The sequence below is a fragment of the Pseudomonas sp. TWR3-1-1 genome (genome assembly GCF_049896545.1).
GTDB lineage: Bacteria > Pseudomonadota > Gammaproteobacteria > Pseudomonadales > Pseudomonadaceae > Aquipseudomonas > Aquipseudomonas weihenstephanensis.
In genome coordinates this window covers 38,133-51,527 of record NZ_JAFCUO010000009.1, presented here as the reverse complement: position 1 = coordinate 51,527, position 13,395 = coordinate 38,133, and the positions used below count along the sequence as shown (strand labels likewise).

At 57.0% G+C, this 13,395-nt stretch carries 8 protein-coding genes; 1 reads left to right on the top strand and 7 read right to left on the bottom strand.

The window, feature by feature from the left end; all coding sequences use genetic code 11:
• Positions 1-28: 28 nt before the first annotated feature.
• The 6 genes from ACP7A4_RS18270 to aceK all read right to left on the bottom strand — a co-directional run bounded on the left by ACP7A4_RS18270 (position 29) and on the right by aceK (position 11,370).
• Positions 29-268, bottom strand: coding sequence for an anti-sigma factor family protein (locus ACP7A4_RS18270; RefSeq protein ID WP_059762032.1), 240 nt, complete (start codon positions 266-268; stop codon positions 29-31).
• Positions 262-864, bottom strand: a complete 603-nt coding sequence (locus tag ACP7A4_RS18265) for an RNA polymerase sigma factor (RefSeq protein WP_059762031.1) — start codon at positions 862-864, stop codon at positions 262-264. Before ACP7A4_RS18265 ends, ACP7A4_RS18270 begins: the two co-directional genes overlap by 7 nt.
• Before the next feature lie 85 nt (positions 865-949).
• A complete protein-coding gene (locus ACP7A4_RS18260) occupies positions 950-2,071 on the bottom strand; it encodes a beta-ketoacyl-ACP synthase III (protein WP_059762030.1) in 1,122 nt (373 codons plus the stop codon).
• Between the two features lie 207 nt (positions 2,072-2,278).
• Positions 2,279-6,190: an ATP-dependent RNA helicase HrpA gene (gene hrpA / locus ACP7A4_RS18255; protein ID WP_426247911.1), complete on the bottom strand. Its 3,912-nt coding sequence runs from the start codon at positions 6,188-6,190 to the stop codon at positions 2,279-2,281.
• Positions 6,191-6,336: 146 nt separating this feature from the next.
• Positions 6,337-9,309: an amino acid adenylation domain-containing protein gene (locus ACP7A4_RS18250; RefSeq protein ID WP_426247910.1), complete on the bottom strand. Its 2,973-nt coding sequence runs from the start codon at positions 9,307-9,309 to the stop codon at positions 6,337-6,339.
• Between the two features lie 351 nt (positions 9,310-9,660).
• The gene (aceK, locus tag ACP7A4_RS18245; protein WP_203303887.1) at positions 9,661-11,370 is read right to left on the bottom strand and encodes a bifunctional isocitrate dehydrogenase kinase/phosphatase; all 1,710 of its coding nucleotides are present in this window, start codon (positions 11,368-11,370) and stop codon (positions 9,661-9,663) included.
• 138 nt (positions 11,371-11,508) lie between these two features.
• Here aceK and ACP7A4_RS18240 point away from each other — a divergent pair, with 138 nt between their 5' ends.
• A complete protein-coding gene (locus ACP7A4_RS18240; protein WP_059762026.1) occupies positions 11,509-12,402 on the top strand; it encodes a DMT family transporter in 894 nt (297 codons plus the stop codon).
• Between the two features lie 32 nt (positions 12,403-12,434).
• Here the strand turns inward: ACP7A4_RS18240 and ACP7A4_RS18235 are convergent, their stop codons facing one another.
• Positions 12,435-13,301 (bottom strand): DMT family transporter, encoded by an 867-nt coding sequence (locus tag ACP7A4_RS18235; RefSeq protein WP_203303888.1) that lies wholly within the window; start codon positions 13,299-13,301, stop codon positions 12,435-12,437.
• Positions 13,302-13,395 lie beyond the last annotated feature (94 nt).

Genomic DNA, 13,395 nt, shown 5'->3' with positions numbered 1-13,395 from the left:
CCCACATCCGTCGACGACGTTTGTTCTTTTAGCTTTCACTCGAGCGCGAGCGCTCACGCATCATGCGCTCAACCGTACTGTCCAGATCGGCCGGTGGCGTCTCGGGCAGTTTTTTCAACGTCGCCCCCAGCAAGCGCATTTGTTTGATGAACCGGCGGCAGTTGGGACAAAACAACAAGTGATGACGCACCAACAACCGTTCACGAAACGTCAACTGACCATCCAGATAATCGCTTGAGCGGGCTACTTGCTGTTTGCAGGTCAACATTCACCGGTTTCCTCGAAATGCTCCACGGTCGCGAAGACTTTAAGTCGGGCTCTGTGCACGAGCACCCGAACATTAGAGAGCGATATCTCCAGAAGATTACAAATCTCCTCCAGCTCCAGCCCTTGACGCTCGCGCAACACCAGCACGCTGCTTTGCAGCTGCGGCAAGCTCAACAAAGTGTGCTCCAGGCAGTCACGCAATTCGTCTTCGGTGAGCAAGGCTTCAGGTGTGTCCTGATGCCAGGCGAAAGGCGCCAGCAACCAATGGCCATCACTGGAGAAGCGCTCATCATCGATCGTGCCGTGGGGCGATGGCAGGTCGTCGAGCAGCACTTCGCGGCGATTTTGTTTATAGCGATTTTTCGCACAATTGGCCGTGATGGTCAGCAGCCAGGTTTTCAGGCTTGAGCGGCCCTCAAACCCGGCCAGGTTGCGCACCACCGACAACCACGCATCTTGCACGGCTTCATCGGCGTGCCGATTGCCGACAATCGCGTACGCCACGGCACGCATCGGGCTTTGATAGGTACTGACCAGCTCGCGAAAGGCCCGTTCATCACCGGCCAGCAAGCGGGTTAATAATTCAGTGTCTGCCATTGGGTCTCACAGCGATTGAAGTGGCTGGCGCAGGCGACGAACCTGATTGTTCGCAGCCTGTGCCCGTGACGACACCCTCAAGGGATCAACGCTTGCGCAAAATCACGCTACCAATGGAGTAGCCCGCGCCGAACGAGCTGAGGATCGCCAGTGCACCGCTTGGCAAGTCGTCCTGATAAGTGTGGAAAGCAATCACCGAACCCGCCGAGCTGGTGTTGGCGTAGGTGTCGAGAATCACCGGGGCTTCTTCAACCGACGCTTCGCGACCCAACAGTCGCTTGACGATCAGGTGGTTCATGCTCAGGTTGGCCTGGTGCAGCCAAAAGCGCTTCACATCCGCTACGTTCAATTGGTTTTCTTCAAGGTGCTGACCGATCAACTCGGCCACCATCGGGCACACCTCACGGAATACTTTGCGCCCCTCCTGTACGAACAGTCGGTCCGGGCTGTCCGCCGGCTCGTCTGAGGCACGGTTAAGAAAGCCAAAGTTGTTACGGATGCTGTTGGAGAACGTGGTCAGCAGTTTGGTGCTGACAATATCGAACTGATGCGCGGAGGTCGCCAGGTCGGCACGCTCGACGATCACGGCGGTCGCCGCATCACCAAAGATAAAGTGGCTGTCACGGTCACGGAAATTCAAGTGGCCGGTGCACACTTCCGGGCTTACCAGCAGCACGGCCCGGGCCTGACCCAGTTGCACGCTGTTGCTGGCGGTCTGAAGGCCAAAAGTGGCCGATGAACAGGCCACGTTCATGTCAAAGCCGAAACCCTGGATGCCCAGTGCCTGTTGCACTTCAATGGCAATGGCCGGGTATGGGCGTTGCAAGTTGGAGCAGGCGACGATGACGCCGTCGATATCGGCAGCGGTTTTACCCGCACGTTCCAGCGCCTGTCGGGCGGCGCCGACAGCCATTTCGCACAACACAGACATCTCGTCATTGGAGCGCTCTGGCAAATGCGGGCGCATGCGTTGCGGATCAAGAATGCCGTCCTTGTTCATCACAAAGCGGCTTTTGATACCGGAAGCTTTTTCGATGAAAGCAGCGCTGGACTCGGCCAGAGGCTCGATCTCGCCGGCCTCGATGGCGCCAGCGTTATCGGCATTGAACTGTTGCACATAGGTATTGAAAGACTGCACCAGCTCTTCGTTGGAGATGCTGTTGGCCGGGGTGTACAGGCCGGTGCCGCTGATGACGACGTTATGCACGGTCGTTCCTCTGTTCTGATCAAGCAGAAAATACTGGCACCTTAGTGCCAAGTCATAAAAAGGCTTACCCCTGCACATGAGAGGTAAACGCCTTGGATCAAATTCGTGTCTGGACTTTATAGCCGCGAAGTTTGCCATAAAAGGCAACATTTGGCGTTATGTGAGCAACAAAGCCCCTCGCCCCGACCCTCTGCCTACGGCTGAGGGTCAGGCCTCCACTCCACTCCATTGCTTGCTCAAGCGCTTGTCAGAAATCGGCACTTTGGCGCCCAACTGCTGACCGAACAACGACACGCGGTACTCCTCCAGCCACCAGCGATACAGCTCCAGTTGCGGGTCGCGCTTGCCTTCCTGGGCATGCTTGGAGGCGCGCGCCTGATACTGCGCCCATAACCCGCTCAATTCAGCGCTCCACACCCGGTCTTTCTGCACCTGACCCGGCAGTTTTTCCAGTCGTAACTCAATGGCCTTCAAATACCGCGGCAACTCCTTGAGCCACACCGCCGGCGTCTCGCGCACAAAGCCTGGGTACACCAAGTGGCTCAGTTGCTGCTTGATATCATTCAAGGCCACTGCTTGCGCCAGATCAATCTTGCCCTTGAAGCGCTTTTGCAGGCCGTGCCACAGCTTGAGAATGTCCAGCGTCAGTTTGGCCAGTTTCTCGGCGTGCTCAGTCCAGCCTGCGCGTTTGCGCTCGGCCAACGAAGCCAGCCCGGCGCCATCGCGCGGCAACACCGTCTCGCCTTCAAGGATGCAGCTGTCGAGACTGGCCAGCAGAATGTCTTCTACCAGGCTATCGACCCGGCCCAGCTCGCGGTACAGCAACCCCAACTCGGTCAGGCCCGGCAACTTGCCGCGCAGGAACTTGGCCGGCTCGGCCAGTTGCTGCATCAGCAAACGCTGTAAAGCGCGGCGGTGCTGATATTCGGCCTCAGCCGGCGTCGAAAAACGCCCCTCCTTGACCGTGTTGCCCTCTTCCACCAACGCCGGGTACACCGTCATCGAGAGCCCGGCGATTTTTTGTTGGGTTTTCTCGGCCACCGGGGCAAACACTTTGGCTTCAACCGGCTGCTGGTTTTTGGCCGTTTGCGGCACCGCCAGCGCCGCCTGACTGGCCTGCGCAAAGCGTGCCGTCAGTTCAGCCAGATCGCGGCCTTCACCGAGGAATTTGCCATCAGCGTCCACCACTTCGATGTTCATCTTCAGGTGGTTTTCGACTTGCTGCGCGGCCTCTGCCCACGCCTCGTCACTGACCCGCGCACCGGTCATGCGCAATAATTCGCGGCCCAAGGTGTGCGGCAACGAACCCTGCGCAAACGCCATCCGCTCCAGAGCTGCTTTGACGAAGTCCGGCACCGGGACAAAGTTTTTGCGCAACGCTTTGGGCAAACTGCGCACCAAGGCTATGCACTTGGCCTCGATCATGCCGGGTACCAGCCATTCCAGACGCTCTGGCGGTAACACCGGAAGCAACGGCGCGGGCACTTTGACGGTCACGCCATCGCGCGGGTGATTGGGTTCAAAGTGGTAGCTCAACGCCAGGGTCAAATCCCCCAAATGCAGGGTGTCAGGGTAATGCCGGGCAGTGATTTCGGTGGCTTCGCGGGCCAGCACGTCTTCTTCGCGCATGATCAGCAGTTGCGGGTCTTTCTGGCTGTTGACCCGGTACCAGCTGTCAAACGTGGCGGTCTGATGAATCTCGGCCGGCAGGCGCGCGTCGTAAAACGCATACAGGGTTTCTTCGTCTGCCAGGATGTCCCGACGACGGGCCTTGGCCTCCAGTTCGTCGAGTTGCTCCAGCAGTTGAGCGTTGGCGGTCAGGCACTTGGCCCGCGACAGAATCTCACCGCGCACCAACCCTTCGCGGATGAACAGTTCGCGCGACAACACCGGGTCGATCGGCCCGTAATGCACGGCCCGGCGCCCGACCACAATCAGCCCGAACAAGGTGATTTGCTCGTAAGCCACCACTTGCCCGCGCTTTTTCTCCCAATGCGGCTCGAAGAAGTTCTTTTTCACCAGATGCCCCGCCAGCGGCTCGATCCAGTCCGGCTCGATCTTGGCCACCATGCGCGCATAGAGTTTGGTGGTTTCTACCAGCTCGGCGGTCATCAGCCATTGCGGGCGCTTTTTGCCCAGCCCGGATGAGGGGTGAATCCAGAACCTGCGCTGGCGCGCGCCCAGATAATCACCGTCTTCGGTCTTTTGCCCGATCTGGCTGAGCAAGCCGGACAACACCGCCTTGTGCAGCTTGGGATAGTCCGCCAGTTCTTTATTGACCGTCAGTTGCAGGTCGCGGCAGATCAGGCTCAGCTGACGATGGGAATCACGCCACTCGCGCAGGCGCAGGTAGTTCAGGAAGTTCTTGCGGCACCAGTTGCGCAGCGGGCTGGCGGTCAGCGCCTGACGCTGCTCTTCAAAACCGCGCCATACGTTGATCAGCGCAGCGAAGTCCGAGTCCACGTCTTTCCATTGCGCATGGGCCTGATCGGCCGCTTGCTGGCGCTCGGGTGGACGTTCACGCGGGTCTTGCACCGACATTGCACTGGCCACGATCAACACTTCCTGCAAGCTGCCCAGCTTGGCCGCTTCGAGCAACATGCGGCCCATGCGCGGGTCGACCGGCAAACGCGCCAGTTGTCGGCCCAACGGGGTCAGCTGGTTCTCGCGGTTAACTGCCGACAGCTCTTGCAACAGATTGAAACCATCGGTGATGGCCTTGCCGTCCGGTGGCTCGATGAACGGGAACGCGGTGATCTCGCCCAGACGCAAATGCAGCATTTGCAGGATCACGGCCGCCAGGTTGGTGCGCAGAATTTCGGGGTCGGTAAATTCGGGCCGTGCGTTGAAGTCTTCTTCGGCGTACAAGCGCACGCAAATACCCGGCTCAACCCGGCCGCAACGACCTTTACGCTGATTGGCGCTGGCCTGTGAAATGGCTTCAATCGGCAGGCGCTGCACTTTGGCGCGATAGCTGTAACGACTGATGCGCGCCGTGCCGCTGTCGATCACATAGCGAATACCCGGCACCGTGAGCGAGGTTTCCGCAACGTTGGTCGCCAGCACCACGCGCCGTCCAGGGTGCGACTGAAAAATTCGCTGCTGCTCGGCCGGGGACAGTCGCGCATATAGAGGCAGGATTTCGGTGTGCTTGAGTTGTGCCTTGCGCAGCATGTCGGCGGCATCGCGAATCTCACGCTCTCCGGGCAAAAACACCAGTACATCACCGGGGCTTTTGCGCTCATGGCGTTCGTGCGCGGCAATCTCATCCAGCGTGGCAATGATCGCCTGATCGACGCTCAAGTCTTCTTCGACACTGTTGCCCTCCTCGTCCTGCTCGCTGGTCAGCGGGCGGTACCAGGTTTCTACCGGGTACGTACGGCCCGAGACCTCGACAATCGGCGCATCGTTGAAATGCTTGGAGAAGCGCTCAAGGTCGATAGTGGCCGAGGTGATGATGACTTTCAGGTCGGGGCGACGCGGCAGCAGGATTTTCAGATAACCCAGCAAAAAGTCGATGTTCAGACTGCGTTCGTGTGCTTCGTCGACGATGATCGTGTCGTAGCGTTCCAGGTAACGGTCGTGCTGGGTTTCGGCCAGCAAAATACCGTCGGTCATCAGCTTGACCAAGGTATTGGAATCGCTTTGATCCTCGAACCGCACTTGATAGCCGACCAGAGCGCCCAGCGGTGTACCCAACTCTTCTGCTACGCGGCTGGCCACGCTGCGCGCTGCAATGCGCCGCGGCTGTGTGTGACCAATCAGGCCATGCTGACCACGACCGATTTCGAGGCAGATTTTCGGCAACTGAGTGGTTTTACCTGAACCGGTCTCACCCGCCAGAATCAGCACCTGATGCTTGAGCAACGCGGCCTTGATCTCATCGCGCTTGGCGGCAATGGGCAAGTTTTCGTCATAGCGAATCAACGGCACACTGGCGGCCCGCGCCGTCACCTGCGCGCACGACGCCTCAACCCGCGCCACCCAGGCCGCCAACTTGGCGTCGTCCGGTTTTTTGCGCAGCTCATGCAACTGCCGACGCAGCTTATGGCGGTCGGCAATCATGGCGTGATCGAGGTTTTTCAGCAGCTTGTCGATAGCAGGCGATTCGTCAGTCATCAGGTGCGCAAAAGTCTTGGTAAAGGCAGGGGGCGGATTGTCGCAGATTTGGGGGCTATTGCACGAATCTGTGGCTGATCCGTGTTCCGATTGAAGGGCCAAACAACAGCCCTTGGGCGTGTACCCGCTCCCTCGCGCCATATGCCTCAGCCCATCAAGTGTTTGAGGTAGCGATGCAATACCTGCTGCGAGAACACCGATTCACGCACCGTGCTGTCCTTTAAAAAAAACTTGGTCTGACTGCAATCCCACCTGTAGGTATTTTGATAGAGCTCAATAATGGCTTCCCCCTTGTACATATCGTCGGTAAACATCCCGCGTAGCGGATAAAGAAACGCTTGCGTGTCGTGACTCCAAAGTTCCACCCATTGCTGATAAGGCAACAACTGGAAGTGGCGATCATAGTAAGTCTCGACGCGCTGGCAGAACGCCTGAAGGTCGAGGTTGGTTGATTCACTTTGAATGAGGTTGAACTTGTGCCCGAGTGCATCCGGATTACGCGAAATACAGGCCACTGCTTCAACCATGTAATCAACAGTGGTCAACCCTTCCAGAAGGTTTTGCAAGTCTGGAACCGCGTTGTACTTCAGGCATGTCTGAATAAAACGCCCCCACCATTGATAGTCCGCGCACACGCCTGTACGGCTATGAAATGTCGCGTAGCCCAGACGAAAAGTCATGACGGGTAGGCCCGCCGAGGCCGCCAGATCAGCGAGTTTTTCCATGACCCATTTACTTTGTACATACCCCAGATCGTGGCGAATGGACTCCAGGTTCTCGTCAATACTGTCGTTCTCGTAGACGCGTGTTTTTTGGGTGAACCGATGGCCCCAGCTATAGACCGAAATGGTCGACATCAGCATTAAAGGCTTGGTCTTTTTAGCCGCACAAAAGCGGATGATTTGCCTCATGCCTTCAACGTTGTCCTTGCGCATGAAGGCGTACGGCATGATGAAGTTGACCGCACTGGCCGAGTGGTACACGACATCAATCTTTTCAGCGAGGTTGAGGTACTCGGGTTCATTTATTCCCATTGCGGCGTCTGATAAATCAGCCGCATAGACGTGAATACGCCCCCACTCACGCTCACTTAATGAAACCTGATAGCGCTCGCTGACTTGTTGTAACCGCGTCAATGCAATGTCGGTATTCGCACACCGCACAGGGCAGTGAATCTCAGCCGACGTGGTGGCCAGCAACTGCCCCAACAAATGAATGCCGACGAAGCCTGTCACGCCCGTCAGCAAAATATGTTTGGGCTCGGTGATTTGGCGCAGATCAAACACGGGGTCGATCTGCGTATCAGCACTGAGTCTGACGTCATGTTCAAATTCACTGTTTTTACGGATGTGCGTAGCGTCCCCAGAAACACGGGTGCGGTGCAGTAACTGCGCGACTAAATCCTTAAAAATCAAATGATCATAAATATCGCTGACCCGCACGTTGATGTTGAAGTGCGTCGACAAGCGCCTGGCGAGTTCAGCGGCACGCAGCGAATGGCCGCCCACTTCAAAAAAACTATTCTCCCGCCCAAAATCACCATGCTTGAGCAAGTCAAACCAGAGGGAAGCCACTGCCCTTTCGACATCGTTGGCAAATCGTTCTTTATTCAAGGGTATGGGCGTGCACTGCTTCAACCATTCCAGCAACGCAGGTTTATCGGTTTTGCCATTGGTATTGGCGGGGAGTGCCTCAAGGCAATGGTATTGCTCAGGCAACATATAGTCCGGGAGATCGGACGCCAGGCTGCGTCGCACCGTTGCGATCACCCGTTCGGGATGAGCCTGTTTATTGCGCTGTACGATGAAAGCGACCAAGCGTTTGCTGGCCTGTAAACCCGCGTCATCTAACACCACCGCCACAGCGTTGACTTCAGGCTCTTTTAGCAGCCGCGCCTCGATTTCTCCGAGTTCAACTCTGTACCCCCGAATCTTCACCTGGCCATCCAGACGCCCCTGAAACTGAATACTGCCGTCCTCAAGACGTCGCCCCTGATCGCCACTGCGGTATACCCGACACCCCAAGGCATCGGAATAAAGAAAACGCTGTGCGGTCAATTCAGGCTCTCCCAGGTAGCCTCTGGCCAGGCACTTACCGGCAATACACAGCTCTCCTGTTTCACCGGCAGGCACTTCAATCATGTTGTCGTCCACGATATAAATCGTGCAGTCCGGTATGGGAAACCCAATGGAGTCAGGTCGATTCAGACGTTTGCTCTCGACAACTTTCGATGTCACAAAAATAGTCGCCTCGGTGGGACCGTAATAGTCAATCACGGTGTAAGGCAAGTGCTTTACTTCCACCGGGTGGAGCTTTTCCCCGGCGGTATAGAGGTACTTGAGTTTCAGCCCTTGCGGCTGCACAGACGTTAACAGGTCATACACTTTGAGCGTAGGAACGAACGCATGAGTAATACGGTTCACCACACAAAATTCGAGAAACGCATCACTGCTTAACAAAGCCTCTTTATTCAATATATGCAGGCATCCCCCCGCCGTTAATGCTGACCAGATTTCTGATTGGCACACATCAAAACCGACGGAAGCCATCAACGTACAATGACTGTCGCCGCTCACTTGCAGTGTGTGGTTATGGTGCGCTATTAGCGCCGCCACAGACTGATGTTCGATCACCACCCCTTTCGGATTGCCGGTCGTACCTGACGTGAATATTACGTAGATGACGTCGTCTGGCCGGACCTCAACCGGTTGAAACGGTCGTTCAACCGGTAACCCCACAAGCGCTTCAATCGTTTTAACCGTGCAGGACAACAGCGGCGCCTGATCATTAACGTTCGTTGAAATAACCCAGGAAGCCGAACATTGCCGGGCAATATATTCTTTGCGTTTTTGCGGCAACCGTCGGTCCAGAGGAACAAAGGCAGCCCCCAGCTTTACGATAGCCAACACGGCAACAATGAACTCAATCGAGCGCTCCGCTTGTACTAAGACCACTTCGCCACGGCCAACACCTCGCGCTTGTAAATACGCTGAAACGCGAGAACTCCTTTCGTCCAGTTGCGCATAAGTGATGCGCTCATCGGGGCTGACCACCGCCCAATTCAGCGGGTTGATCAATACGTGATGCTTGAAGTGTGACAAAACGGTAGCCGGGTTCATCGTCATGATCCTTTAATCCGCGCAGCCAAAGGAGCCATTGTCTGGTCGACCTTTCAGCCCGCGCAGCGCGATCACTGCGCGAGTTCCAAACACTTGCAACTTGGGCATTGAATAATGTGCAGGGCACGCAGCGCCAGCACTGCACCGAGCACTATCATTGTTCAACTACGGCGGATCGACGACTGTTAGAAATGACAGCTTTTAATACAATAACGCGCTAAACAAATGACGCTTAATTATAAAAATGTGGCTGCTATATACGCGCCTAACTTATGAGTCACTCGTTGAGTGCCAAACGACCTGCTGCGCAGGTCGTTCACGTGTGTTTCAGCCCGGACCAGGCACCGCACGCTACAGGCGGCGCCGATAAGGAAACACATCAATCACCTTGCCCTCGGCAATAGCCGCTTGCAGGCTTTTCCAGTAATCGGCGTCGTAGATTTCACCGTGCAGCTCATCGAACAGGCGGCGCTGAGCGGCGTCGGCAAACAGGAAGGGCGGGAATTCTTCCGGGAACACGTCCAGCGGGCCAATCGAGTACCACGGCTCGCTGGCCATCTCGTCTTCCGGGGTGCGCGGCTGCGGGATGTGGCGAAAGTTGGCTTCGGTCAAAAAACAGATTTCGTCGTAGTCGTAGAACACCACGCGGCCGTGGCGGGTGACGCCGAAGTTTTTCAACAGCATGTCGCCGGGGAAAATATTGGCAGCGGCCAGTTGCTTGATCGCCAGCCCATAGTCATCAAGGGCTTCACGCGTTTGCGCCGCACTGGCGTTTTCCAGGTAGAGGTTGAGCGGGGTCATGCGCCGCTCGGTCCAGCAGTGACGAATCAGTACGCTGTCGCCGTCGAGCACCACGGTTGAAGGCGCAACCGCCAGCAGTTCGGCCAGGCACTCAGGTTCGAACTTGCTCAGCGGAAAGCGAAAATCGGCGAACTCCTGGGTATCGGCCATACGCCCGACCCGGTCGACACTTTTCACCAGCCGGTATTTCTCAATCACCGTGGCCCGACTGACATTTTTCGACGGCGAAAAGCGGTCTTTGATCAGTTTGAATACCGTATTGAAGCCCGGCAGGGTGAATACGGTCATGACCATGCCGCGCACACCGGGGGCCATGACAAAGCGGTCATCGGTGCTGGCCAGGTGATTGATCAGGGCACGGTAGAACTCGGATTTGCCGTGTTTGTAAAAACCGATCGAGGTGTAAAGTTCGGCAATGTGCTTACCGGGCAAGATGCGTTTGAGAAAGCCGATAAACTCCGCAGGCACCGGCACATCGACCATGAAGTAGGAGCGGGTAAACGAGAAAATGATCGACACCTGTGCCTCGTCGGTGATCAAGGCATCGATCTGAATGCCCTGGCCTTCGCGGTGCAAAAACGGGATCACCAGCGGCCACTGCTCATCTTGGGTGTACAGCCGCCCCACCAGGTACGCACCCTTGTTGCGGTACAGCACCGAACCAAACAATTCGATGGCCAGGCTCGGGTCTTTGCACACCCAGTCGGGCAGGCTGTCGCGCAGTTCGGCTTCCAGTCGTCGCAAGTCACCCGGCAAGTCGGCGTAGGCCTCACTGAAGGCGTAGTCGGTAAAGATCTGCGCCAGGGTGTTGCTTAATTGCCCCGCCGGGCGATAGAGGCGGGTTTGCGCGGCCCGCGCCTGGCGCAAGGCCGGGCGCGTGGTGTGAATGAACATGCAGTCGTCGCTGATCAGGTCATGACTGAACAGGCTGCAAAAGGTCGAGTTGTACCAGGTCTCGGCCAACTCATCGTCAAAACGCAGGTCAATCAGGCGGATGTAAGCGCCTTTAACGAGCGGCCAATGGCGGGCCTCAAACAAGCCTTGCCCGGCATACGTCGACTGCAACCGCTGGCTGACTTCACTGACCTTCTGTTCGTAGAGGTTGATGCGCGCCGCTGAAGCTGCCTGCGCGTCTTGCCATAACGCGCCTTCAAAACGGGCACGAGCACCGTCGGTGATCTGAAGGAAGTGTTCCCGGTAGTCGTCAAAGCCTTCCAGAATCATGTTTGCAATGGCAGCGGCAGGCCAGGACTGGGGCATGGGTGAACCTCGGTACGCACAGCGTTGATTATGTTGTTATGCGCCTGAGCTTAGTGGCCAATTGTAACCAGACGCAACCATTGCCTTGCGCGCTGCATCCCCTACACTGCCCCGCTCAAACCTTGTAAGGAAACAACCGTGAGACTTGTCGATATCGTACGCATGCTGTCGCTGGCAGGCATTTGGGGCGCCAGCTTTTTGTTTATGCGGATCATCGCGCCGGTCCTCGGCTCCATCCCTACGGCGTTCTTTCGTGTCTCCATCGCTGCGACGGGGCTGCTGGTGATACTGGCGTTGATGCGCGTCAGCTGGAACTTCGGCGGCAAGTTCAAGGTGGTATTGATCCTGGGGGTGATTAACTCCGGGATACCGGCCACGCTCTACTCAGTGGCCGCCCAGGTATTGCCGGCGGGTTATTCGGCCATCTTCAATGCCACCACACCGCTGATGGGTGTGTTGATTGGCGGGCTGTTTTTTAGTGAAAAACTCACCCTGACCAAAATGGCCGGGGTGTTTCTGGGCTTGCTCGGGGTCGGGGTGCTGACCCGTGCCGGGCCGGTGGCGTTTGATATGGATTTGCTGATGGGTGCCCTCGCCTGCTTGCTGGCCACCACGTGCTACGGCTTCGCAGGCTTTTTGGCGCGTCGCTGGCTGGATCAGCAAGGCGGGCTTGATCCGCGTCTTTCTGCGCTGGGCAGCATGCTCGGCGCTACGCTGTTCCTGCTACCGCTGTTTGGCATCAGCCTGATCAACCAACCACCCGCCAGTTGGGGCGGTATCAGTGTGTGGCTCTCGCTGCTGGGGCTTGGCCTGTTGTGCACAGCTTTTGCCTACATTCTGTACTTCCGTTTACTGACCAGCATTGGCCCGGTCAAATCCATGACCGTGACCTTTATGATCCCGCCGTTTGGCGTGTTATGGGGCGCATTGTTTCTGGATGAGCCGCTGTCGATGGCACACATTTATGGCGGCGTCCTGATTGCCCTGGCGTTATGGCTGGTGCTCAAGCCAGGGGCCATCGCCAAAGCCTGATGTAAGGCGCGAGCACGCTCGCGCCTTGGCACTTATGGGCGGGTTTTACGGAACACGAACATCAAACCGATGATGATCATGGCCATGCCCAGCAGGCTCAACGCTGCCAGCTTATTGCCGAAAATCATGTAATCCATGACTGCTGTCACCGCAGGCACCAGGTAAAACAGGCTGGTGACATTGACCAGATTGCCCCGGGCAATCATCCGGTACAGCAGCAAGGTCGCCAGCACGGAGACCACCAACCCCATCCATAACACCGGTACGACAAAGCCTGCGCTGTGTTCGAAATGAAACGGTTGAAACGGCACAAACACGGCGCACACCAGCAACCCGGCGGCATATTGCAAGGGCAAAGTGCCCAGCGGGTTGTCTGTGATGCGTTTTTGCATCAGCGTGCCCACGGTCATGCTCAGCAATGCCAGCACGGCAAAGAGCATGCCTTGCCACGACATACCCGCCAGCCCCAGGCCCTGATACACCACCAGCACCAACCCCGCCAAGCCCATAAACAGCCCCAGCAGACGGCTCCAGGAGTGACGCCGCTCCATGATCACGGCGGTCAGTATCGGTTGCACGCCCATCACCGTGGCCATCACCCCCGGGGTGACATTAAGGTCCAGCGCCAACAGGTAAAAAATCTGATAGGCGCCGAGCAGCACCGCGCCCGTGGCCAAGGCATACCGCACGGCCTGCGCACTACGAGGCTGTTTGAATTTCAGTAATGGGATCAACAGCCCCAGTGCCAGTAGCGCGATGGCAAAACGAATCAGCAGAAAGGCAAACGGCGACGCGTGGGCCAAGCCCCATTTAGAGAAGATCGCGCCGCTGCTCCACAGCAACACAAACAGGCTCGTGGAGGCCGCTGCAAAGGCAGATTCTTTAGAGATCGAAAACATAAGTCACACCTGTCATCAGGCAAAAAAGCCAACTCAGCCAAAGCTGAAGTTCATGGGTTTTTCAGACGGGTACGGCCAGCTGAACGCTCGGTTC